The 22,088-nt window shown below is 57.6% G+C and carries 20 protein-coding genes; 4 read left to right on the top strand and 16 right to left on the bottom strand.

Going from position 1 to position 22,088, the window contains the following annotated elements; all coding sequences use genetic code 11:
• From WBP50_RS00520 to WBP50_RS00545, 6 genes are all read right to left on the bottom strand, one after another.
• Nucleotides 1-587 (bottom strand): hypothetical protein (locus WBP50_RS00520; protein ID WP_423931105.1); only part of this gene is annotated, 587 nt, incomplete at its 3' end.
• Nucleotides 588-616: 29 nt separating this feature from the next.
• Nucleotides 617-1,624 carry an NAD-dependent epimerase/dehydratase family protein gene (locus WBP50_RS00525; protein ID WP_423931106.1) on the bottom strand — a complete coding sequence of 336 codons (1,008 nt, stop codon included), beginning with the start codon at nucleotides 1,622-1,624 and terminating at the stop codon, nucleotides 617-619.
• A 72-nt stretch (nucleotides 1,625-1,696) separates the two neighbouring features.
• Nucleotides 1,697-2,692 carry a cation diffusion facilitator family transporter gene (locus WBP50_RS00530; RefSeq protein WP_423931107.1) on the bottom strand — a complete coding sequence of 332 codons (996 nt, stop codon included), beginning with the start codon at nucleotides 2,690-2,692 and terminating at the stop codon, nucleotides 1,697-1,699.
• A 197-nt stretch (nucleotides 2,693-2,889) separates the two neighbouring features.
• Nucleotides 2,890-7,530 carry a choice-of-anchor I family protein gene (locus WBP50_RS00535; RefSeq protein WP_423931108.1) on the bottom strand — a complete coding sequence of 1,547 codons (4,641 nt, stop codon included), beginning with the start codon at nucleotides 7,528-7,530 and terminating at the stop codon, nucleotides 2,890-2,892.
• A gap of 182 nt (nucleotides 7,531-7,712) precedes the next feature.
• Nucleotides 7,713-8,912 (bottom strand): MFS transporter, encoded by a 1,200-nt coding sequence (locus WBP50_RS00540; protein ID WP_423931150.1) that lies wholly within the window; start codon nucleotides 8,910-8,912, stop codon nucleotides 7,713-7,715.
• A gap of 185 nt (nucleotides 8,913-9,097) precedes the next feature.
• A complete protein-coding gene (locus WBP50_RS00545) occupies nucleotides 9,098-9,514 on the bottom strand; it encodes a (deoxy)nucleoside triphosphate pyrophosphohydrolase (protein WP_423931109.1) in 417 nt (138 codons plus the stop codon).
• A gap of 166 nt (nucleotides 9,515-9,680) precedes the next feature.
• On the opposite strand from WBP50_RS00545, the gene recX reads away from it, so the two are divergent.
• The gene (recX, locus tag WBP50_RS00550; RefSeq protein WP_423931110.1) at nucleotides 9,681-10,175 is read left to right on the top strand and encodes a recombination regulator RecX; all 495 of its coding nucleotides are present in this window, start codon (nucleotides 9,681-9,683) and stop codon (nucleotides 10,173-10,175) included.
• On the opposite strand, the gene pyrH is transcribed toward recX, so the two are convergent.
• The 5 genes from pyrH to rplM form a co-directional block, all read right to left on the bottom strand.
• On the bottom strand, nucleotides 10,157-10,876 hold the full coding sequence (gene pyrH / locus WBP50_RS00555) for a UMP kinase (protein ID WP_423931111.1): 720 nt from the start codon (nucleotides 10,874-10,876) through the stop codon (nucleotides 10,157-10,159). The genes recX and pyrH overlap by 19 nt on opposite strands.
• 94 nt (nucleotides 10,877-10,970) lie before the next feature.
• Nucleotides 10,971-11,837, bottom strand: coding sequence for a translation elongation factor Ts (gene tsf / locus WBP50_RS00560; protein WP_423931112.1), 867 nt, complete (start codon nucleotides 11,835-11,837; stop codon nucleotides 10,971-10,973).
• Between the two features lie 62 nt (nucleotides 11,838-11,899).
• Entirely contained in the window at nucleotides 11,900-12,664 is a 765-nt protein-coding gene (gene rpsB, locus WBP50_RS00565; protein ID WP_423931113.1) for a 30S ribosomal protein S2, read from the bottom strand.
• A 171-nt stretch (nucleotides 12,665-12,835) separates the two neighbouring features.
• Nucleotides 12,836-13,225: a 30S ribosomal protein S9 gene (rpsI, locus tag WBP50_RS00570; protein WP_292003389.1), complete on the bottom strand. Its 390-nt coding sequence runs from the start codon at nucleotides 13,223-13,225 to the stop codon at nucleotides 12,836-12,838.
• 18 nt (nucleotides 13,226-13,243) lie between these two features.
• Nucleotides 13,244-13,693, bottom strand: coding sequence for a 50S ribosomal protein L13 (gene rplM / locus WBP50_RS00575; protein ID WP_423931114.1), 450 nt, complete (start codon nucleotides 13,691-13,693; stop codon nucleotides 13,244-13,246).
• A 150-nt stretch (nucleotides 13,694-13,843) separates the two neighbouring features.
• Here rplM and der point away from each other — a divergent pair, with 150 nt between their 5' ends.
• From der to WBP50_RS00590, 3 genes are all read left to right on the top strand, one after another.
• Nucleotides 13,844-15,157, top strand: coding sequence for a ribosome biogenesis GTPase Der (der, locus tag WBP50_RS00580; protein ID WP_423931115.1), 1,314 nt, complete (start codon nucleotides 13,844-13,846; stop codon nucleotides 15,155-15,157).
• 60 nt (nucleotides 15,158-15,217) lie between these two features.
• Complete coding sequence (locus WBP50_RS00585; RefSeq protein WP_423931116.1) at nucleotides 15,218-16,303, top strand: Mrp/NBP35 family ATP-binding protein; 1,086 nt, start codon at nucleotides 15,218-15,220, stop codon at nucleotides 16,301-16,303.
• 98 nt (nucleotides 16,304-16,401) lie between these two features.
• Nucleotides 16,402-16,659, top strand: coding sequence for a NifU family protein (locus WBP50_RS00590; RefSeq protein WP_331561806.1), 258 nt, complete (start codon nucleotides 16,402-16,404; stop codon nucleotides 16,657-16,659).
• A 4-nt stretch (nucleotides 16,660-16,663) separates the two neighbouring features.
• Here WBP50_RS00590 and WBP50_RS00595 read toward each other — a convergent pair whose 3' ends face one another.
• The 5 genes from WBP50_RS00595 to WBP50_RS00615 all read right to left on the bottom strand — a co-directional run bounded on the left by WBP50_RS00595 (nucleotide 16,664) and on the right by WBP50_RS00615 (nucleotide 22,083).
• The gene (locus tag WBP50_RS00595; RefSeq protein WP_423931151.1) at nucleotides 16,664-19,030 is read right to left on the bottom strand and encodes a DNA translocase FtsK; all 2,367 of its coding nucleotides are present in this window, start codon (nucleotides 19,028-19,030) and stop codon (nucleotides 16,664-16,666) included.
• Between the two features lie 126 nt (nucleotides 19,031-19,156).
• On the bottom strand, nucleotides 19,157-20,254 hold the full coding sequence (gene gcvT, locus WBP50_RS00600) for a glycine cleavage system aminomethyltransferase GcvT (RefSeq protein WP_423931117.1): 1,098 nt from the start codon (nucleotides 20,252-20,254) through the stop codon (nucleotides 19,157-19,159).
• Between the two features lie 231 nt (nucleotides 20,255-20,485).
• Entirely contained in the window at nucleotides 20,486-20,662 is a 177-nt protein-coding gene (locus tag WBP50_RS00605) for a hypothetical protein (RefSeq protein ID WP_423931118.1), read from the bottom strand.
• Nucleotides 20,659-21,309, bottom strand: a complete 651-nt coding sequence (locus WBP50_RS00610) for a TPM domain-containing protein (protein WP_423931119.1) — start codon at nucleotides 21,307-21,309, stop codon at nucleotides 20,659-20,661. The genes WBP50_RS00605 and WBP50_RS00610 overlap by 4 nt, the downstream gene beginning before the upstream one ends.
• 33 nt (nucleotides 21,310-21,342) lie before the next feature.
• Nucleotides 21,343-22,083 carry a TPM domain-containing protein gene (locus tag WBP50_RS00615; RefSeq protein WP_423931120.1) on the bottom strand — a complete coding sequence of 247 codons (741 nt, stop codon included), beginning with the start codon at nucleotides 22,081-22,083 and terminating at the stop codon, nucleotides 21,343-21,345.
• Between the last annotated feature and the right edge of the window lie 5 nt (nucleotides 22,084-22,088).

The following is a 22,088-nucleotide window of genomic DNA, read 5'->3' on the forward strand; positions in this document are numbered from 1 at the left end:
GCCGCAAGATAGCTGCGGGCGAAACCTGCGATGAGACTGGCCTTGTCGAGACGGTTGACGATGCGGCGGGCGTTGATCCAGTCGGTTTTTCCGGCGTTGAGGTAGTCGGCGAACGCCTTGCCGGTGAAGGTGCCGAGGCGCATGCCTTCGAAGAGGATGGCGGCGGCCACGGGGCCCTCGAGCGCGAGGTCGGGATTGCCTGCAAGGTCGATATCGAGCCTCGACGACCAATCCTCGTAGTTGCGCCGGCCGGTAAGCTGCACGAAGCCGCGCCCGCAGAAGCGCGCTCCGTCGCCGGGGTGGATGTTGCCGAGCAGGCGCGCCTTGCGGGGGTTGTCGCCCTCGATATCGTACATCTTTCTGAAATAGACCGCAGAGCCGCGCTCCCTGATGGGCTGCATGGTGCGGTCAACCTCGTAGTGCACGGTGGCCAGGGCGTAGGCCAGCCAGCGGGTATCTTCTTGAGGATGGCGGCATTCCCAGTAGTCGAGCAGCAGGTTCAGCCCGTCTACCTGACCCTGCCGGAATTTTCCGTCGAAGAGGGGGCTCCGGGCATGATCGAAAAAGAAATTGCGGTCGAGTTCCATCGCAAAACACGTTCAGTCCAAGGGTACCTCTATTTTGTTTTCCATTCCTCCGGATCCACGCTCAGAAGCCAGTCAAGCGTGCGCCGGAACCCTTCGTCGAGGGAAACCTTCGGCTTCCAGCCAAGCAGGTTGCGCGCTTTCGAGGTGTCGACCATCGCGCGCGAGGAAAGCAGGGTGACAGCCTGGGTGGTCAGGAGCGGACGTTTGTCGCTGCCGGAGATACGGGCGAACCCTTCCATTGCCATAGCGATCAGGAGGGTGAGTCCGTAGGGAAGGTAGATAAAGGGAGGCGGCGAGCCGATTCCTGCCGCCAGCCGCCTGCAGAACGCTTCGAAGGTGAGGTCGCTGCCGTCGCACCCGAGAAAGGCCTCGCCGGAGGCGGCAGGATGCGTCGCGGCAAGCATGAGCAGATCGACAAGGTTGTCGATATAGACCAGGCTCATGCGGGCGTGGAAGGCCCAGTAGAAAAGCTGCCCCTTTCGAATGCCATCAGCAAGCAGGGGAAAGAGGGTGCGATCGTCCGGACCGTAGACCCAGACCGGATAGACAACGGACACAGGAAGCCCTTTTGCGGCGAACTCGCGCACCACCTGGGTGGCCCGGATTTTCGTATCGGGGTAGAGCTGGCCGCGAAGAGAAAAGGGTATCGACTCATCGATGCGCTCGAGACCGACATGATCGAATATTTCGTAGCTGCTGATAAAGACGAACCTCTTCACTTTGCTTTCGAGGGCGGCTTCGGCAACGTTGCGCGTACCACCCACATTGATGTCGGCGAAATCCTGGGGGTTCCCCCAGTCGGAAGCAAGCGCCGCAGCATGAAAGACCAGATCGCAACCCTCCACCGCCCGAGCCACGGCCCGTGCATCGCGGATATCGCCTTCGACAATTGCCACCCCCTGTTGCTGCAGCATCCCGATCCGGGGATTGCCTTTACGGACAAGCGCCCTGACCCGGTATCCCTCACGGAGGGAGCGAATGACGAGATGCGAACCGATAAATCCGGATGCTCCGGTTACGAGAACCACCTTTGACATTGAGACGCTCCTTTTGTCAGCTTCTGTTGCTGTTCTTCCCTTTCGAAAGACGTTTTGAAGGAAACTGCGACGTTACTCCTGATCGCCGATCTTGTGCATGCAGTCCCTTGAAATATTGACGACCTGCCACACCACCGACTGTTCGAAATCCGCCTGGCGGACCGTGCAGGAGTGCTTCATGCAGATACTGCACGAAAAACGGAGACAGGCGTCGGTGTGCACAAAAAGCTCCACGCTCTCCGCGAAGTTCTGCCTTATCAGGTGATGAAGCTTGTTGATCTCCTTCTGGGCCTCTCGAACCGTGAGATACCAGGGTATGGTCAGATGGCAGTCGAGATGCAGCACGCTGCCGTACTTGATGATGCGGAGGTTGTGCAGGTCTATCCAGTTTTCGCGACGACTCTGCTGCAGGAGCGCCACGATTTTCTCGAGCATTTCGGTGTCGGCCTCGTCCATGATACCCCCGAGCGAACTGCGAAGTATGCGATAACCGGTAACCAGAATGACACCGGCGAAAACAAGCGCCACGGCACTGTCGAGCCAGGCCAGTCCGGTCAGAGCCAGCAGGCCGAGACCGGCAATGATGCCTATGGTTGACCAGGTGTCGGACTGAAGATGCCGGCCGCTTGCGATGAGGGCGAGCGAACTGTTCTTCCTGCCGTTGTGCACGGCCAGCGAACCGATAAGCCAGTTGACCGCCGCGGTTATGCCAACCAGCAGGATGCCATAATCGAGCCGGCCAACAACCCGTGGATGGAGCAGGTTCCTCACAGCTTCGTTGATGATGAGCAGACCCGCCACGGAGATGAGGGTTCCCTCTATCGCCGCCGAAATGAACTCCACCTTGCCGTGCCCGTATGGATGGCTGCTATCCCTGGGTTTTGCGGAAATGTAGAGGCTGTAGAGGCCTATGAAGCCGCTGGTGACGTTGACGATGCTTTCGAGCGCATCGGTAAGAATGGCGACCGAATGGGTCAGGTACCAGGCAATGAATTTCACCACCAGGAGAAGAACTCCCGTTGCGGCGATGACCTTCTGAAAATTATAGCTGTGCCTGGCTGCTGACATGTTCGGTTTGTGAAACTGCGGTATAGCGGAGCCTTTTACCCTGGATTGCCGGAAAACCCCGTCTTTCAGGAGTATACGAAATTATTGCCAGAGAGATGCCCTGTCCTGAAGGGAGACCCAATAAAAAAAGGTCCGCCATGCGCCTGTCTGCATGGCGGACCGCAAGGGAAAACCCCTGATGAACGCTGACCCCCGGCTTACAGCACGATGTCGGAGGAGAGAAGGGTGTTCACACCCGAGAGCTGGATGGCGAACTCGGCGTCAACATCGCCGTCAGTGTTCCCGTACAGAATCCCTTCGGCGCTGTCGAAGCGAAGCTGACCCGCAGCGGTAAAGTCGTCGGAACCACAGAGAATCCTGCGGCTGAACGCCTGGTCGCCCGACCGGGAGGAGTTGGCGTCGATACCGGAGAGGTCCAGCCTGTCGTGCCGCGAGGAGAAGTCGCTGATGACATCCATGGTTTCGGCATCCAGACCGCTGTCGCCTGCAGCCATGAAGCGAAAGGTGTCGTTGCCGCAACCGCCGGTGAGCAGGTCGACTCCGGCTCCGCCGAACAGCACGTCATTGCCGTCGCCGCCAAGCAGCGTATCGCTCCCCTCTGCGCCGAACAGCGTATCGCTGCCGCCGAGGCCGCTGAGCAGGTTGTCGCCGGCGTTGCCGGTAATGCGGTTACCGAGCGAGTTTCCGGTGCCGTCGATCGCCTCGTCTGCGCTGAACTCGAGGTTTTCGACGTTCGCACCAAGCGTCCAGTCGACCGTAGAAATCACTGTATCGGTACCGAACCAGAACAGCTCCCTGACGACGTCACCCTGGCTGTCCACATAGTACGTATCGTCGCCAAAGCCGCCATCGAGGGTGTCGTCGCCTGCCCCGCCGTCGAGGATGTCGTCGCCGAGATGGCCGGTGAGGATGTTGTCTCCCTCGTTGCCGACAAGCTCGTTATCGAGGCAGTTGCCGGTGCCGTCGATGTCGTCCGTTCCTTTCAGCACAAGGTTTTCGACATTCACGCCGAGTGTCCAGTCTACCGTGGAAATCACCGTATCGGTGCCTGAGGTGCAGACGCTGAAGAGACCCTCGCTGACCACGTCCCCCTGGCTGTCCACGTAGTAGGTGTCATCGCCCTTTCCACCCTGCATGGTATCGTTGCCGGTACCGCCGACAAGAATGTCGTTACCGTTGTTTCCGGTAAGCCGGTCGTTGCCGCCCGCGCCGTAGATCACGTCGTCGCTGCCTTTTCCGGCGAGCCGATCGTCTCCTTCGGTTTCGCCGTAATTAGAGTTCGTCACGGTGAGCATGAAGATGTCGCTGACCGAAGCGCCGGCTTCGTCCGTTGCGGTTACCTCGATTTCGTAGACACCTGCATCGGCTGCCGTCGGCGTGCCCTCAAGGGTCATTTCGACAGGGTACGGCGTGGCGCCGCCCTGCGACGGATCGTATCCGATGAGCGGATCGTAGGTCTCTTCGCTGTAGGCCGCAACACCGGCTTCAGCTGCATATTTATTGTACGTCGTCACGTCCCAGGTGCTCGCATAGCCCGACCAGCCGTCCTCGTCTTCGTTCCAGCTCTGCCAGGCCAGACCGAAATCGGTACCGTAAAGGTAGCGGCTTGCGGCGATTTCGTGCTCGATGTTCATACCATCGCCAATAAAGAGGATGACGTGTTCGGCTCCGGCCTCTTTGGCGGCCTGCATCATCACCTCGTAGATCTGCGTATTGTCGACGATGTTCGTTCCTTCATAGATGTCGCCGGCGTACTCCTCGAACAGCTCTGCTCCCGCTCCTTTGGCGCTGACGGTGACGAGCTCATTCGAGTGCCCGCCGGTACCGTAGGTCACCTCGCCATCGGGATAGGTCTTGCCGTTCTGTGCGGGAAGATCACCGATGCCGAGCTCTTCCTGAGCCCGCATGTAGCTGTTGGAGTGGTCGCTGGTAACGATGACGAGCGTGTTCGACCAGTCGATACCGAAGGAACCTGATTCGACATACGCTTCAGCTGCCCTGACGGCCTGGTCGAGGTCGTAGACTCCTCCCACCATGTTCTCGTAGTCGTTAGCGTGGTTGCTCCAGTCGATATCGCCCTGCTCGATCATGATGAAGAAGCCATCCTCGTCCTGATTGAGCACGGAGAGCGAGGAGAGGGTGACTTCGGCAAGCGTCGGGTCCTCGTCGACCGCCGGTGTGGCGTCACCGGTGCTGCGGGTGATGGAGGGCGAACCGGGAGAGTCGGCCACTTCATAGTATTCGAAGTTGCCGCCGGAGGTGCCGAACAGGCCGAAGAGCTTCTCCCCGGCTGAAAGATCAACGCCGGATGCCGCCTCGGCGAGCAGATCGCCGCCATCCACGCCGGTCTCGCGCTCGACAAAGAGGTAGGAGGTGCCGTCAGTGCCGTTTACGAAGGCGTCGTAGTCATCGTTATAGCCGTTGTTGTCGAGGTCGGTATCCTGTTTCGCCGCATTCGTCGTTGCTTTGGCGAAATAGCTGCTTTCATATCCGGCGCCAATAACCACCTCCGGCTCGATTTCGAGCAGAATTTCGTGAGCGATGTCCCAGTAATTGTTGCGGTTGACGTCGTGGCTTACGAAGGTGGCCGGCGTGGCGTGCGAGAATGCCACAGTGCTTGCGACGCCGATGGCGTAGCCCATATCATCCCTGAGGGTTTCGGCTATGGTTTCGATTTCGCCTCCGGCGCTGTCGGTCCTTTCCCAGGCGATGTTGCCATCGACAGTTTTTACTCCCGTGGCTATCGCCGTACCTGCGGAAGCCGAGTCCGTGGCGGGACCGGAACCGGAACCGTTGGCGGGATTGCCGGCAGGAAGAAAATAGTCCTCCATATCCTCGATATCGTGATGCGAGGCGATGAAGCCGAGCCACTCCGGAAGAACGGAACCGTCGGCCATGGCTGCCGAGTAGGTCAGGCTGTCGCCGGAATCGGCATCGCTGAAAATATCGGTGAGCAGCGTTTCATGAAGCTCGGCACCGGCGACCACCGACATGTCGGCAATCTCTTCGGCAACCTCGGGAGTTTCGTTGGTACGGTAGATGGTGACAGTTCCGGATACTTCGTTGGTTACGAAGAGCAGCCCCTGCCCGCTGGGACTCTCCGTTTCGCTTACGAAGGTCAGCCCTTCGGGCGATTCGTCTCCGGCGTTGCGCAGATACTGCACGAATTCTACCGAAGAGGGATCAGTGACGTCGTATACCATAACTCCGCCTCCGCCCCGTTCGAGACCGATGAAGGCCAGCGTTTTGCCGTCGACCTGCGCAACCGTGACCCCTTCGGGCTCCGCGCTTTTGTTGTCGGAACGGGAATCGTCGAACAGCCCTTCTCCGTCGGCGCCGGAATAGAGGCCGTTTGCTGCGATATACTGCTCGATATGCGAACCGCTGTCGAAAACGACGGTCCCGTTTTCGTCGAGAATGCTGAACGAGCGGCCGCCGTAGGCGAGAAGCTGGTCGATGTCGCCGTCACCATCAGTATCGCCGTTGTTGCCCGGAGCATTCGAGACCGTAAGACGACCGAGCTCGGCGCTGCTTTTCAGGGCGATTTCGTCGGGGTATGCACTGTTGTCGAGGTCGAGGTCCTTGACGCGAGCGGTCTCGGCGGTTTCAAGAAAGTCGTCGCGATCGTCACCCTCGTTGGCGATCACGTAATAGGTTTCGCCGTCTGCACCGGTGAAGGAAGCTATGGCGTCGGGCATATACTGTCCGTAGACATTCCGGCCTGTCTGGAGATCGATGCCGTCCTTGTCGCTGCCGTCGAAGGGCAGGCTTGCGAAGCTTTTCAGGCCGAGCGGCACAATGCCTGTAAACTCGCCGCTCTGCATGTCGAGCACGGCGACAGCGTTGTTTTCCTGCAGGGTGATGAATGCGGTTTTCCCGTCGGGAGAGATGCTGATGTATTCGGGTTCGAGATCCTGCGACACGCTGACATCCTCAAACCCCGCCTCTCCGGCGAAGAGGCGCACGCCGGAAGCCTTGAGGGAAGCGAGATCGTCGTTGAAGGAGGCAAACGAAGCGGTCCTGACCGTTGCCGAGGCAACTCCCGAAGAGATATCGATGATGCTTACCGAACCTTCCGGATTGTTGCCCTCCGTGTCCTGCTCGCCTTCATTTGCAACCAGCACGGTTTTTCCGTCGGCGCTGAAGGTAAGCATGTCGGGCAGCGCTCCGACCTCGACACTGCCGAGCACCGTTTCTGCAGCGGTTACGGATCCGTCCGCATCGAGAAAATAGACACTGCCCGGTTCGGTCTTGTCATCGGCAGCGACAGAGACCGCCACGATACCGTTTTTCACCGCAACACTGGTGATATCGTTATCCCCGAGAGAGATCACGCCGAGCAGTCTCATTTCGAGCTTCTCGTTGACGGCCACGACCTGCAGGCCCGAAGAAGAGGTAACGAACAGCCTGCCGCTTGTGGCGTCGAATGCGGATATTTCCGCTCCATCGAGAGAAATGGTGGCTGCGTAAGCGAAGGAGCCTTCTCCCGCCTCCGTCAGGGAGAGCCGGTCGGTGACTTCGAAGTCGCGAAACGAAGCCACATCGGTACCGTTCTGGTTCTGCAGAGTGACGGCATCGTTTTTCCGGGAGAGATCGGTGTAGGAGAGCGTAACCGGCGCTTCCGCGTCAAGGGGAGAGTCGAGGGTGAGGATCACCTGCTTGCCCAGAACCTCGACGCCGGTGACTTTGTGTGCAGAGCCATTGACGACGCTGAACTGGCTGGCGGAAGGAATATTGCCGGCATCCAGCTTCTGGTCGAAATAAAGGGTCACGACATCACCCAGACCATCGACGCTGGCATTGAGCAACGTTGCCCCCGAATAACTTTTTGCTGACATGTTTTGATTCCTGTCTTGATATTTTGGGAAAAGATTTCATTCCGGGCTGAAAAAGCTTCCCCAAGTATAAAACAGTCCTCAAACAGTTTTATTGCGACTCTGCTACAGTTCTGTTGCCGTTGTGAAAATTCGGCAGTTTGACAGAAAAAACACCCCCTGCGGCACAGGAAAAAAGAAGAGGTTCAGAGAAACTCCTCATAGTAATCGAGGTCCTTGTGGAAGGTTTCCTCGAGGGCCGCAAGCGAGAAAAAGGCGGCGATGCTGCAGAGCGCGCCGACCAGAAGCGCCCCCCAGCGCAGCCCGAGAAAACCCCGGCTGAACTGAAAGAGCATGGTGATGGGCACCACCATGCCGCGCACGAGATTCGGCACGGTGGTGGCGACGGTCGCGCGGAGGTTGGTGCCGAACTGCTCGGCGGCGACGGTGATGAAAATGGCCCAGTAGCCTCCCGCAAAGCCGAGCAGCATGCAGACGCCGTAAAAGAAGGAGGCGGAACTCTCGCCCTGCAGAAAATAGAGGGCGACAGCGGCGACGCTCATCACCATAAAGAGCAGCACCGCTTTTTTCCGGCTCTGGAGAATCTGGCTCAAGAGTCCGCTCGACAGATCTCCGAAGACCAGGCCGAGATAGCAGAACATCACGGCATTGCCGGCAGATACCGGTTCCCTGATACCAAAATCGAGGGCAAATTCAGGCGAAAAAGTGATCAGCACGCCCACCACGAACCAGATGGGTACGCCGATGAGAATGGAGTTCAGGTAACGGAAAAACCGGCTTCTGTCGGTAAAAAGCGCCAGCATGTTGCCGCGGCTGAGGGAGGCTTTCTGTTCCATGGTCCTGAACATGCCGGATTCGGCGACCCTGAATCGGGCCAGAAGCAGCAGCAGGCCCAACCCTCCCCCGATGAAGAAAGCGGTACGCCAGTTGTAGCTGTTGGCGACGATATTGGCCAGGATGGCTCCGGAGACGCCGATGGAGGCGACCAGCATGGTGCCGTATCCCCGTATGCGGGTGTGCAGCACTTCGGAGACCAGCGTGATGCCTGCGCCGAGCTCCCCGGCAAGCCCAACCCCTGCGATCAGGCGCAAAATGCCATAGGCTGGAAGCGTGGTGACGAACCCGTTGGCGATATTGGCGAGCGAATACATGATGATGGAGGCGAACATGATTTTCAGGCGACCTTTTTTGTCACCGAGCCACCCCCAGAGGATACCGCCCAGCAGCATGCCGATCATCTGCATGTTCAGGAGATAGACCCCGTTGTCAATGAGCGCATGCCCTTCGATACCGAGTTCCTTGAGACTGGGAACCCTCACGATGCTGAAAAGCACAAGGTCGTAGATATCGACAAAGTAACCGAGCGCGGCCACGATGACCGGCATACTGAAAACGGCACGAATCGACGGATGCTCTGAACTTGCCACAAAAACCTCCGGACTGGTGTTTTACGCACAAAGGGCGAAAACCCTTTTTCGTTGATGCAACTGATTGAAAACAGAAGAGATAAACTACAATATGCAAAATAAGGAATAAATGAATAGGTAAACCCGGCGATAAAAACTTCCACTCACGGCATTGATGCTGCGTGTATAATGCGGTACTCATCGAGCACCGGAAGGTCGGCTTCGGGAAAGTCGTAGGCATCGATCGCCGCCGGCGAGATCCAGGCAAGCGCACGATGTTCATGAAGCACAGGCTCACCCGAAAGAAGGGTGCAGAGAAAGGGAATGAGACGAAGCGAAAAGTCCTCGTAGGCATGAATCACCGGCGTAAGCGGCCGGGTGATGGCGACCTTCACACCGAGCTCTTCGCGAAGCTCCCGGTGCAGGGCTTCAGCAGGGGTTTCTCCCTTTTCGACCTTGCCGCCGGGAAATTCCCACTTGAGGGCGAGTCGGCGACCCTCGGCACGCTGCGTTATGAGAAAAGCGCCGTCGCGCTCGATGATGGCGCAGACCACGTCGCCGATATGGGGAAGCGGATTCATGGGGCGAATATGCGTACAATTGGGTTGCGGAACCGGGTGCGTTTCGTATACAAAAACGGATTCCGGAAAAAAGCCTGTTTTTTTTACCTTGCTCTGATGAATATAACTAAATAACCGGCGCTCCGGCTCCGGAACATCTTTTCCCTGCAGGCCCCACTGGACAACTATGGACGAAAACTCGACAACCGAGGCAACCGCATTCGCCCTGAAACTGCTCTCCCTGAGGAACCACAGCCGGTTCGAACTTGCCGGAAAGCTGAGGAAAAAAGGGTACAGCCACGAGACCGGCGAAGCAGCGCTGGACTACCTGAGCAAAAAAAAACTGATAGACGACGAGGCTTTCGCCCGCGAGCTGATCGAGAGCCGACAGAGACGCAAGCCGAGCGGACGCGGCAAACTGCGCTGCGATCTGCTGAAGAAGGGGGTTCCGGAAAGCGTGGCTTCGGAGCTGCTGAAGGATTACGACAGTCTTGAGGTGGCCCTGCGGGCTGGCCGCAAAAAACTGGCCGCGCTGAAAGGGCGCGACGAGAACGAAAAGAAAAAAAAGATCGAGGTATTTCTGCGAAACAGGGGATTCGAATGGCCGGTCATAAAGGAGACTCTTGAAAACCTTTTCAAGACCGGCCAGGAAGACGAAGTGGATCAGACCCCGTCGGCATGAACAAGCGAGCCCACCTCTTCACCGCGAAGCAGGCGGGTGAAGTTCCCCTCTTCGTTCATATTCATCACCACGATCGGCAGGACGTTTTCCCTGCACAGGGTTATGGCCGTCATGTCCATGACCCGAAGGTTCTTGCGGATGACATCGAGGTAGGAGATTTTCGGGAAGAATTCGGCATGCGGATTCTTTTCGGGATCGGAATCGTAGACTCCCTCGACCCTGGTGCCTTTGACGATGACGTCGGCCTGGATTTCGATAGCCCTGAGCGAAGCCGCCGTATCGGTGGTGAAGTAGGGGTTGCCGGTGCCCGCTCCGAAAATCACCACGCGACCCTTTTCGAGATGGCGGATCGCCCGGCGACGGATGAACGGTTCGGCCATCTGTTCCATCTTGATGGCGGTCTGCAGTCGGGTAAATATGCCCTTGCGCTCCAGGGCGTCCTGGAAGGCGATGGCGTTGATGACCGTGGCCAGCATGCCCATGTAATCGGCCTGAACACGATCCATATTGGCCGCGGCCTCAGAAACTCCTCTGAAAATATTGCCGCCGCCGATTACCAGAGCGATCTCGGCCCCCATCTCTCGCGCTTTGCGGATCTCTTCGGCATAGCGGTCGAGCATGGCGGCGTTGATGCCGTAACCGTCATCCCCGGCAAGCGATTCGCCGCTCAGTTTCAGCAGGATGCGCTTGTATTTCAGCATGGTCTCCCCCTCCGTGGCAATGGTGTTGATGGAACTGAACCCTCTTGAATATGGTCAAAAAAAAAGCCTCGTACAACGAGGCTTTTTTTCTTTTCTACTGACCTAACTGATAACGCACAAAGGCCTTAACATCGACCTGAGCCTGATGCTTCTTTCTGAAGTCCTCCAGTACGTCCGAAACCCTGGCGTTGCTGTCCTTGATGAAGGACTGCTCGGAAAGCACCACCTCCTGGTAGTATTTCTCGAGCCTGCCTGTAACGATCTTGTCGACGAACTGTTCGGGCTTGCCCTGTCCCAGAGCCTGCTGGCGGTAGATATCCATCTCCTTTTCGATGTAGTCGGCCGGAACCGCGGAACGGTCGGTGACAATCGGCGAAGAAGCGGCGACCTGCATGGCGAGATCCTTTGCAAGATCGGCTGCCTCCTGAGGCTTGTCGGTAGCCAGCTGGACGAGGGCTCCGAGCTGTGAACCGGGATGGACATACGATTCTACGACTCCGTCCGGAGCCGCAAGAAGCGCAAGGCGTTTGAGTTCAAGCTTTTCGCCGAGCCTGCCGGTCATGGTTTTCATGGCATCGTCAACCGTCTCTCCGCCGTAGGCTTCACCGAGCGAAAGGGCAAGCAGCGCTTCAGTCGAAGCGGCTCCTTTTTCGAGGGCGAGGGAGGCAAGGGCGCCGGCAAAACCGGAGAAAACGTCGCCACGGGCCACGAAGTCTGTTTCGCAGTTGAGTTCGAGAATAACGCCGACCTTGCGGCCATCGGCAATTTTGATGATAACCATACCCTCGCGTGCTTCCTTGTCGGCTCTTTTGGCTGCAAGGGCGGCACCTTTCTTGCGCAGATATTCGATGGCCTTCTGCATATCGCCGCCGGTCTCTTCGAGGGCTTTCTTGCAGTCCATCATACCTACGCCGGTAGTATCTCTCAGGTCTTTGACGTCTTTAGCTGAAATCTGGCTCATTGGATAGATTCGATCCTGTTATTTATAATGATGCTGATGCAATAGTTGACTGACCATCGGCCTTATTCGGCGACCTCTTCGGTCTCGACTTCGGACTCCTCGTCCTCTGCGTCCATACCGGCAAGTACTTCCTGCTCTACCTTCAGCGCCCGTGCGTTGACGACTGTTTCGGCTGCTGCCTTGACCATGAGCTGAATCGAACGGATAGCGTCGTCATTGGCCGGAATCACGTAATCGACGGTTTCAGGATCGCAGTTGGTATCGACCATGGCGAAAATAGGAATGCCGAGCGAACGGGCTTCCTTGATGGCGATATGCTCTTTCCTGATATCGACGACGAACAGCGCCGCAGGCAGTCTGGTCATATTGGCGATCCCGCCGAGAATCCTCATGAGCTTTTCGCGCTCGCGGGCAAGCATGAGGCGCTCTTTTTTGGTGATCATGTCGAAGGTGCCGTCGGTCTCCATTCGGTCGATGGCGTTCATGCGACGGATGCTCTGGCGGATGGTGGAGAAGTTGGTAAGCATGCCGCCGAGCCAGCGCTCGCAGACGTAAGGCATGCCTGCACGCTCAGCCTCTTCGGAAATGATGTGCTTGGCCTGTTTCTTGGTGCCGACGAACATGATCTCCCTGCCGGTGGAGGCGATGGCCTCGAGGGCTTTGAGTGCTTCGTTGGCGAGCACGAGGGTTTTCTGCAGATCGATGATGTGAACGCCGTTCTTCTCCATGAAGATGTACGGCTTCATTTTCGGACACCAGCGGCGTGCGAGGTGGCCGAAGTGCACTCCTGCGCGGAGCATCTCTTCAAGCTGGAATTCTTGTGACATTGGGACTCTTCCTGTTGTGTTTAGTTGGAACCTCTACCGTGCTGCTGCTTTTCGGGATCCGGTACCTCCAGGGGCACCGGACACTTCCTTAGGGCTTCATCCGGAACTGCTCCGGAATGGCACGATATGCGGGATGTTTGCTGAAAAAAAGAAAAGCAAAAGGCCACGATATCAACGTTTGGAGAACTGGAAACGTTTGCGGGCTTTTTTGCGGCCGAATTTTTTGCGCTCGACCATACGGGGATCCCTAGTCAGGAGCTTTTCGGTTTTGAGTACCGGGCGGACCGTTTCGTCGAATTCGGTAAGTGCGCGGGCGATACCGAGGCTGACTGCGCCGATCTGGCCGCTGACGCCTCCTCCCTGAACGTTGACTTTTATATCGAACTCTTCGGTTCTTTCGGTGAGAGCAAGCGGCCTGAGCGCCTTGCTGCGTTTGACTTCGTCTTTGAAATACTCTTCGATCGGCAGCTTGTTGATGATGACCCGGCCTTTGCCCGGAGTCATGAACACTCTTGCCACCGAGGTTTTACGGCGTCCTACGGTATCGATAACCTCTTTCATTCCCTCTTTGCTTATGGTTTATTTAACTTTCATTTCAACGGGGCACTGCGCTTCGTGCGGATGCTCCGTGCCGGCATAGACCTTGAGTTTCCTGAACAGCTGGCGTCCGAGATTGTTGTGCGGAAGCATTCCCCACACCGCATGCTCGATAACCTTTTCGGGTTTTTTCTTCAGGACATCCTTGACATGGTCGAACTTGCCGCCACCGGGATAGTTCGAGTGGTGGAAGTAGGTTTTGTACTCGATCTTCTTGCCGCTCAAGGCAACCTTCTCGGCGTTGGTGACGACGATGAAATCGCCGGTATCTATATGCGGAGTGAACTGCGCCTTGTGCTTGCCTCTGAGTACCCTGGCAATCTCGGCTGCCATTCTGCCTAAAACCTGACCTTCGGCATCGATGATATACCATTTACGCTCGACTTCCGCTGGCTTTGCCGAATATGTCTTGAAACTTAACGTCTTGCTCATGCTGTACAATAGGATTAACTGGACTTTTCCGAAAAATAAAGTTTAGCAATGTAAATTATTTCATTTAATTCTACAAATTATACCTGTATCTCTTCTGGAATTTCAGGCGGTCGCACGGGCTGCCATGCCTTACAATATCTTTATTGCCTTATGAAGCCTCTAATTGCTCTGGTGGGCCGTCCGAATGTCGGCAAATCGACCCTGTTCAACAGAATCCTCCGCCAGAAAAGCGCCATTGTCGACAGTATGCCGGGCGTTACGCGCGACCGGCACATCATGCCGGGCGAGTGGCAGGGAAAACAGTTCCTCCTGATGGATACGGGGGGCTACTGCTCGGCCAACGACGTCATCAGCGCCTCGATGATCGAGCAGACGCTGACGGCCATCCGCGACGCAGACTGCGTGATCTTTGTGACCGACGTGCGTTCGGGCCTGACCTACGACGACCTTGAAATAAGCAAGCTGCTCCAGCGCACCTTCCAGCACAAACAGATATTCTTTGCCGTCAACAAGGTGGAGAGCCCGCAGCTGACCATCGACGCCGAATCGTTTGTAAGCACCGGCTTCACCCGCCCCTATTTCCTCTCGGCCAAGGACGGCAGCGGAGTGGCCGACATGCTCGACGACATTCTGGAATCGCTGCCGTCCTCGGAAGGCTCGACCGATGATGACGACAGTACCGTAAAACTTGCCGTGGTGGGAAGGCCGAACGTCGGCAAGTCGAGCTTCGTCAACGCCCTGCTCGGCGTGAACCGCCACATCGTTTCGGACATACCGGGCACAACGCGGGACGCCATCGACAGCAGCTTCACCAGAAAAAAACAGGAGTTCCTGCTGATCGATACCGCGGGCCTGAGAAAACGCACCAAGATCGACGCCGGCGTGGAGTTCTACAGCTCGCTGCGCACCGAAAGGGCCATCGAACGCTGCCAGGTGGCCATGGTGCTGCTCGACGCGAGGGCGGGGCTCGAAAAACAGGATCTGAAAATCATCAACATGGCCGAAGAGCGCAAGAAAGGAGTGCTGCTGCTGGTCAACAAGTGGGATCTCATCGAGAAGGACTCGAAAACCAGCAAGCTCTACGAGGACAACCTCCGCTCGCATATGGGCAATCTCTCCTGGATACCGGTGGTGTTCGTTTCGGCCCTGACCAAAAAGAACCTCTACCGGGCCATCGACACCGCCGAGGAGATCTGCAGGAACCGGTCGCGCAAGATCAGCACCAGCGCCCTGAACCGCTTTCTCGAAGAGGCCCTTGCGGCAAAGCACCCCTCGACGAAATCGGGCCGGGAGCTGAAGATCAAGTATATGACGCAGATCGATTCGCACTGGCCGGTATTTGCTTTTTTCTGCAATAATCCTGAGCTTGTGCAGAACAATTTCAGAAAGTTCCTCGAAAAAAAGCTCCGCGAAGAGTTCAGCCTCGACGGCGTGCCTATTTCGCTCCGCTTCATGGAGAAGTAGCGCCGCCCCCGGGAGCCCCGGCACTTCAGTAAATCTCACGATCACTCAATACACTTCACCATGCACCATGTAGAAGAAGCCCATGTTCGGGCCGCCTTGCAAACCGTTATGGAGCCGGATCTGAAAAAGGATCTGGTAAGTCTCGGCATGATCGAAAATATCCATATCGACGACAGGAACCGGGTGTCATTCAGCGTGGTGCTCACCACGCCGGCCTGCCCGATGAAAAACCACATCCGCCAGGCGTGCATCGACGCCGTCAGAACCTATGTGCCGCTTGCAGACGAGATCGAGGTAAACATGACCGCGAAGGTCACCTCGGGCGGCTGCGGCCACCACCACGGAGAGGATGAGCGCCCGCTCAAGGGGGTAAAGAACATCGTCGCCGTGGCCTCCGGCAAGGGCGGAGTCGGCAAATCCACCGTAGCCGTCAATCTGGCCGTCAGCCTTGCCGCCACCGGAGCCAGAGTCGGCCTGGTAGACGCCGACCTCTACGGCCCGAGCATCCCGACCATGTTCGGCATAAACGACGCGAAACCGGAGGTGGTCGACAAAAACCTCGTGCCGGTCGAAAAATACGGCATCAAGCTGATGTCGATAGGCTTTCTCATCGAGACCGACACCGCAGTCATCTGGCGCGGCCCGATGGCCTCGAGCGCTATAAAACAGTTCATCACCGAGGTGGCGTGGGGCGAACTCGACTACCTGATTTTCGACCTGCCTCCAGGAACCGGCGACATTCAGCTCACCCTGGTCCATACCATCCCCCTTACCGGGGCGGTTATCGTGACCACCCCGCAGGATCTCGCGCTGGCCGACGTATCCAAGGCGGTCAGCATGTTCCGCAAGGTGCATGTGCCGATTCTCGGGCTTGTGGAAAACATGTGCTACTACGAACTGCCCGACGGAACGAAAGACTACATTTTCGGCAAAGCCGGCGGCGAGAAGTTCGCAAAGGCGCAGGGTATCGCCTTTCTGGGATCCATACCGATCGGACGCGAGGTCCGCGAGGGGGGCGACAGTGGCACTCCCTTCGTGCTGGGCGCCAAGGAGTCGGTGACCGCGACGGCCATGACCCGCGCAGCGCAGGAGGTGGCCCGGCAGATATCCATCACCAACGCCTGCGGCTGCGGGGAACCATCATGATTTTTGTATTGTTTTTTTGGGGCCGGAAGTGATATTATATCACCTTGTGAATTTCAGAGAGAGCATCCGTATTTCAATCATCATAACAGCATTTCATCATGAGCACCAAGGATTATCTGCCGAACAGCGACGGACTTTACGACCGGGTTATCGCCGCACTTGAAACCGTGCGTCCCTATCTGCAGGTTGACGGCGGCGACTGCCAGCTTGTCGGCATCACCAAGGATATGGTTGTGGACGTGAAACTTCTCGGCGCTTGCGGTTCATGCCCGATGAGCACCCTCACGCTCCGTGCAGGCGTCGAACAGGCCATCAAGAAAGCCATTCCCGAAATCGCCCGCGTCGAATCCGTATAAAACATCACTCCAGATTTCTCAGCAGAAGCTCTAGGGAGTCCTCGTTGTTGACGAGGACCTCCCGTGGCTTGCTGCCGTCGGCTTCGCCGACGATCCCACTGTACTCCAGCTGATCCATCACTCTTGCCGCCCGGCTGAACCCCAGCCGCAGACGCCGCTGCAGAAGCGATACACTTGCCTGCTGGTGCATGACCACAAGCCTCGCCGCATCCTCGAACATGCTGTCGCGCCCGTCGCGGTCCTGCATGCCGCCGGGAGAAGAGCCGTTATTTTTCTGCTGCTGATCGGGCACGGGAAGCACGAACATGTTCTTCAGGGCGTTCTGGGCGCCGATGAAGGTGGTTATCGACTCGACCTCTCCGGAAGAGACGAAGGGTCCCTGGATGCGCATGGCTTTCGGCTGGTCGGAGGGCTGATAGAGCATGTCGCCGTTTCCCAGCAGCTGTTCGGCTCCCGACCCGTCGAGAATGGTGCGCGAATCGACCCGGCTTGCCACCTGGAAGGCGATGCGGGAGGGAAAGTTTGCCTTGATGATACCGGTGATGACATCGACCGAAGGACGCTGGGTGGCCACAATGAGGTGAATGCCGACGGCGCGTGCGAGCTGGGCGATCCTTATGATGGGCTCTTCAACCTCCCTTCCTGCCGTGATCATGAGATCGGCAAGCTCGTCGATCACCACGACGAGATAGGGAATGGCCTCCTCCGGAAGACGGCGGTTGTAGTCGGCGATGTTCCGGACGCCGGCCTTTTCGAGACTCTCGTAGCGGAGTTCCATCTCCTTGACGACGCATTTGAGGGCATAGACCGCTTTCTGGGGGTCGGTGATGATCTGCTCTTCGATACCGGGAAAGCGCACAAGAAAATGGTTCCTGAGCTGCTGATAGTGGAAGAGCTCGACACGTTTCGGGTCGATCATGACGAACTTGACCTTGTCGGGACTGCAGGCGTACAGCAGGCTGGAAATGATGACGTTGATGCAGACCGACTTGCCCGCTCCGGTCGCTCCGGCGATCAGGAGATGGGGCATCGTGGCCAGATCGGCGATGAATACCTCGTTGGCGATAGTTTTGCCGAGCACGATCGGCAGCGTCAGCGTGCTGTTCTTGAACTTCTCGACCTGGAGTACCGAACGGAGCCAGACGGTTTTGGGTTTGCCGTTGGGAATTTCGACGCCGACGGCGTTCTTGCCGGGAATGGGGGCGATGATGCGGATACCCCTTGCGGCAAGCGCCATGGCCAGATCGTTTTCAAGCGATTTGACCCGGCTGACCTTCACATCGGGAGCGAGCTCCATTTCGAAAAGCGTAACGCGGGGGCCGACCGTAGTTGAAATCCTCACCACGTCGATCTTGTAGATGTTGAGTTTTTCAAGCAGCTTGCGCTTGCTTTCGGTAAGATGGTGCTCGTCGATGCGGTTGTCGTCGTCGGGAACCCGCTCGAGCAGATCAATCGATGGAAAACGGTAGGGCTCGCGGTCCTTGGTCTTCACTTTCAGCCGGCGCTCGTCGAGGTCGGCCTCTTTTTCCTGAACGCCTGCACTGATCGTCATTTCCGGTTCGCCGGCGGCGCTCTCCTGCTTCACCGGAGCGACAAGGTGCGGCGGTGCGCTCTCCACGGGAAGCTGTTCATCGAACAGGAGGGGTTCGTCACGAAACGCCGGGTAGGGATCGGAACCGGGCTCTGCGCTTTCGTGAGGTTCGGGGCTTTGGGGAGAGATGATCTGACGTTCGCGTTTCAGCCGCTTCTTTTCCTCTCTCTGCTGCTGGCGCGCATCCTTCAGCCGGGCGCGCTCGGCTCTCTTCAGGCGGCGCGACTTGCGCCACTCGGCGAAGATACCCAGCGGTCTTCCGAGCGTCTGGCGTACTGAACGGGAGATCTCGGAAAACATGGCGCCAATCCCGCGGCTCATGTAAAACGTGGTGATGACGCCGGCCGCCGCAAGCAGCACCCATGCGCCGGTGTAGCCGATTAGGGTGGAGAGCATGGCGGCAAGCATGCGGCCGATGGTACCCGCCAGGTAATCGCTGAACTCCATCGAGGTCAGACCGAACATGGCGGCAAGATCGATGGCCATGAAGAGCATGTAGAGAAAAAAAAGCAGCGCCGGTTTGAGACTTTTCTGGCGGAAAAGAGACCAGCCCCAGAAAAGCAGCGCGATACCGGGCAGTATTGCCGGATAACCGAAAAACGATCGGATGAAAAACGCCGAAAGCCTCGCACCAAGGAGGCCGAAAGGATTTCCGATGCTGCCGGCGACCTCTTTGGCCACAGAGCTGGAGATGTCGTTCCACGCAAGAGCGGCCAGGAGTGACTCGTCTTCGGGATGAAAACTCAGCAGCGCCCCGATAAAGAAAAGGGCGACCAGCATCAGCACGATGCCGGCGATCTCTCTTTTCTGCTCCTCATTGCCGACCGCAACCGTCCGGCTGTTTTTTGTATTTTTTTTCAATGCCACGCCGATCTTTCTCCCTGAACATGATTCCTGTGTATTCGTTTAAAGCGCCGGACGCTGCACAAAGGGAAGCGGCCTGACGACTCCCGGATGGAGTGTCCCGCGGATTTCAACGAAAATATGGGTTCCCGGCCGGCTGTACTCCTTGAGAATGGAGCAGGTACCTATGGGTTCCTGCAGTGTTGGAGACAGCGTGCCGCTGCACACCGTGCCGATCTCCTGCCGGTCGGAGTTGAAAATCCTGAAATGCTGACGCGCAAGCGCCCGCCCGTCGATACTGAATCCGGTTACCGAGCGGCGCGGTGCGAGCTCCACCTGCAGGCAGGCCTCCCTGCCGATGAAAGGACCTTTGGCAGGCTTGACCACCCATTTGAGACGGGCTTCGAGGGGATTGACGGTACTGTCGATCTCATGACCATAAAGGGAGTAACCCATTTCGAGCCGGAGGGTGTCACGCGCGCCGAGCCCGACCGGCATGATGCCAAACTCCTCCCCTGCCGCCATCAGCGCCGACCAGAGGGCCTGTGCGGCTTCATTGGGCAGGCAGATCTCCACACCCTGTTCGCCGGTGTAGCCGGTACGAGCAACCATGATCTCGCTGCCGTTCCAGGAAATCTTCCGGAACTGGAAGGAGTGGAGCAAGGCGAGGTCGTGACCCTTAAACACCTTCCTGAGCACCTGCCACGAACGGGGCCCCTGCAGGGCGATGAGGGAGAGGGTGCCGGTAAGGTCTTCGAGCCTGACGCCCTCGAAAGCGCCGATGTGCTCTTCGATCCATGCGTAGTCTTTCTCCGCGTTGCCGGCGTTGACGATCAGAAAAAAGTTTTCGGCACCGATGCGGTAGATGATGAGGTCGTCCACGATGCCTCCGTCGGTGTAGAGCATGAGGTTGTACTGCGCCTCGCCGTCGGATACCTTCGACAGATCATTGGTGGTGAGGTACTGCAGAAACTCCCCTGCACGGGCGCCCGTGATGGAGAAATTCCCCATATGGGATACATCGAACAGACCAGCGGCTTCACGTACCGCCTTGTGTTCGGCGATGATGCCGCTGTACTGTACCGGCATGAGATAACCGCCGAAATCGATAATTTTCGCTCCGGCCTGCTCGTGCCAGGAGTAAAGTGCTGTTTTTTTCATAACCACCTGATACCGAATAGTATTAACGTGAATGGCAATTGACTGTAAAAAAGCATTTTACAGGGAAGTTCAAAGCATTTTCCCCGATACGCTTCCGTTTTTTCGGATATCCGGAGTCCATGCCCCTCTTTCGCAACTGGAATATACGCATCAGGAGGGTAAGAACGTACATTGAGCGAAATGCGTCTGCAGGAAACGGACAGGCGGTGTCGGGGGACAGCGGGTCGTGATTCATTTGTGTTTACGCCGGTTTTTTCTCCGGATTTTCAGGGGCTTGCAGAGATCGCCGCGCTCCCGGGAAGCCCTGCCGCAGAGGGTGCAGACATACTTCGGCCTGCGGCCTTCGCCGGCAAGGAGCCGGGCATGATCGAGCAGCTCTTTGCGGTCGCGCTTGCAGAGATTCTTCACGGACGGTCCGCCCGTCCCATGACGACGGCGTCAGAAAGTTCGTTCCGGTCACCGGATTGCAGCGGGAAGTGGCTGGCAAGAATCTCCCCGCAACGGTCGACGGCACCGGCTATCGCCCTGCCCTGCTCTTTGCGGCGGATTCCCGTAATGATGGTATCGACTATCTCCTGCCAGAGCTGCGGCTCGACCCTGGAACTGATGCCCTGGTCGGCGATGACGCGCACCCGGTGTTCGAAAACGGAGATGTAGATAAGAATACCGGTGCGATTTCGGGTATTGTAGATTCCCCTGCGGAAAAACGCGCCAGCAGCCGCCTCCGCAACCTCTTCCTGCATGTCGGAGGAGGAAACAAAGGGGCGTTTGAAGGCAGGAACCCGCCTGAACAGCTCGTGGAGCACGATAAAGAAGGCTGCAAAAATACCGAGAAAGGTCCACATGTCGCGGTTGCCGCTGGCGAGCATGAAGAGCAGCGCACCGAGCAGGGAAAGCATGGAACTGCCGAGCGTTGCCGCAGCAGCATAGCTGTCGCTGGAGGTAACGACCTTGACGACGATTTCGCCGGAGGTGGTCCGCTCCGCCGCCCGTATACGTTCCTCGATGACCTGTTTGTCCTGTTCGTTAAGGAATCTGTTGACCGGATCTTTCATGGCTGTTCCCTTTATGGCCGCATATTGTTTTTCCTACCAGTCGCCCGACGCACCGCCCCCTCCGAAGCCGCCCCCTCCTCCGCTGAAGCCTCCTCCTCCGCCATCGCCGAAGCCCCCGCCTCCGCCATAAAAGCCTCCGCCCGGACCGCCTCCGAAAATCATCGGGCCTCCTCCCCGGCTACCCCGTGAAATCCGGCTGAAAAAGTAGATGAAGAGGATGATGAGCAGAATGAGGGCAACAGAGGGAGATCCGCCCTTTTCTTTTGCCGGAGCCGCCTTGTACTCTCCTCGCACAGCGAGCAGAATGGCGTCAACGCCCCTCTGAAAACCGGCGTCGAACTGACCGGCCCTGAAAGCGGGAGTCACCTCGTTCTGGACGATCCGGCCTGCGAGCAGATCGGTCAGGCGGCCCTCGAGGCCGTAACCCACCTCGATGCGCACCTTGCGGTCGTCGCGCGAAACCAGAAACAGCACACCGTTGTCAACCCCTTTCTGGCCGATTTTCCAGGCTTCAGCCACCCTGATGGAGAAATCCTCGATCGGTTCCCCCTCGAGAGAGGGAACCGTAAGAATGACGACCTGCGTTGATTCGTTCTTTTCCAGATCGGCGAGTTTCGCTTCCAGAGCCGCCTCCGCCTGCGGCGAGATCATTCCCGCACCATCGTTCACCCGGCTGACAAGCGAAGGAACGTCGGGTGCCGCCACAGCTGAAAAAGGCATAAACTGCGCCAGGAGGCAGCAGAAAAAGAAAAGCGCCCTGAACTGTTTTTGCATGAATG

The organism is Chlorobium sp., assembly GCF_049593655.1.
Classification (GTDB): domain Bacteria; phylum Bacteroidota; class Chlorobiia; order Chlorobiales; family Chlorobiaceae; genus Chlorobium.

Coding starts and splice junctions, on each gene's coding strand:
- WBP50_RS00525 (WP_423931106.1), bottom strand. CDS start 1,624: ATGTCAAAGGTGGTTCTCGTAACCGGAGCATCCGGATTTATCGGTTCG.
- WBP50_RS00530 (WP_423931107.1), bottom strand. CDS start 2,692: ATGTCAGCAGCCAGGCACAGCTATAATTTTCAGAAGGTCATCGCCGCA.
- WBP50_RS00535 (WP_423931108.1), bottom strand. CDS start 7,530: ATGTCAGCAAAAAGTTATTCGGGGGCAACGTTGCTCAATGCCAGCGTC.
- WBP50_RS00540 (WP_423931150.1), bottom strand. CDS start 8,912: ATGCCGGTCATCGTGGCCGCGCTCGGTTACTTTGTCGATATCTACGAC.
- WBP50_RS00545 (WP_423931109.1), bottom strand. CDS start 9,514: ATGAATCCGCTTCCCCATATCGGCGACGTGGTCTGCGCCATCATCGAG.
- recX (WP_423931110.1), top strand. CDS start 9,681: ATGGACGAAAACTCGACAACCGAGGCAACCGCATTCGCCCTGAAACTG.
- pyrH (WP_423931111.1), bottom strand. CDS start 10,876: ATGCTGAAATACAAGCGCATCCTGCTGAAACTGAGCGGCGAATCGCTT.
- tsf (WP_423931112.1), bottom strand. CDS start 11,837: ATGAGCCAGATTTCAGCTAAAGACGTCAAAGACCTGAGAGATACTACC.
- rpsB (WP_423931113.1), bottom strand. CDS start 12,664: ATGTCACAAGAATTCCAGCTTGAAGAGATGCTCCGCGCAGGAGTGCAC.
- rpsI (WP_292003389.1), bottom strand. CDS start 13,225: ATGAAAGAGGTTATCGATACCGTAGGACGCCGTAAAACCTCGGTGGCA.
- rplM (WP_423931114.1), bottom strand. CDS start 13,693: ATGAGCAAGACGTTAAGTTTCAAGACATATTCGGCAAAGCCAGCGGAA.
- der (WP_423931115.1), top strand. CDS start 13,844: ATGAAGCCTCTAATTGCTCTGGTGGGCCGTCCGAATGTCGGCAAATCG.
- WBP50_RS00585 (WP_423931116.1), top strand. CDS start 15,218: ATGCACCATGTAGAAGAAGCCCATGTTCGGGCCGCCTTGCAAACCGTT.
- WBP50_RS00590 (WP_331561806.1), top strand. CDS start 16,402: ATGAGCACCAAGGATTATCTGCCGAACAGCGACGGACTTTACGACCGG.
- WBP50_RS00595 (WP_423931151.1), bottom strand. CDS start 19,030: ATGCTGGTCGCCCTTTTCTTTATCGGGGCGCTGCTGAGTTTTCATCCC.
- gcvT (WP_423931117.1), bottom strand. CDS start 20,254: ATGAAAAAAACAGCACTTTACTCCTGGCACGAGCAGGCCGGAGCGAAA.
- WBP50_RS00610 (WP_423931119.1), bottom strand. CDS start 21,309: ATGAAAGATCCGGTCAACAGATTCCTTAACGAACAGGACAAACAGGTC.
- WBP50_RS00615 (WP_423931120.1), bottom strand. CDS start 22,083: ATGCAAAAACAGTTCAGGGCGCTTTTCTTTTTCTGCTGCCTCCTGGCG.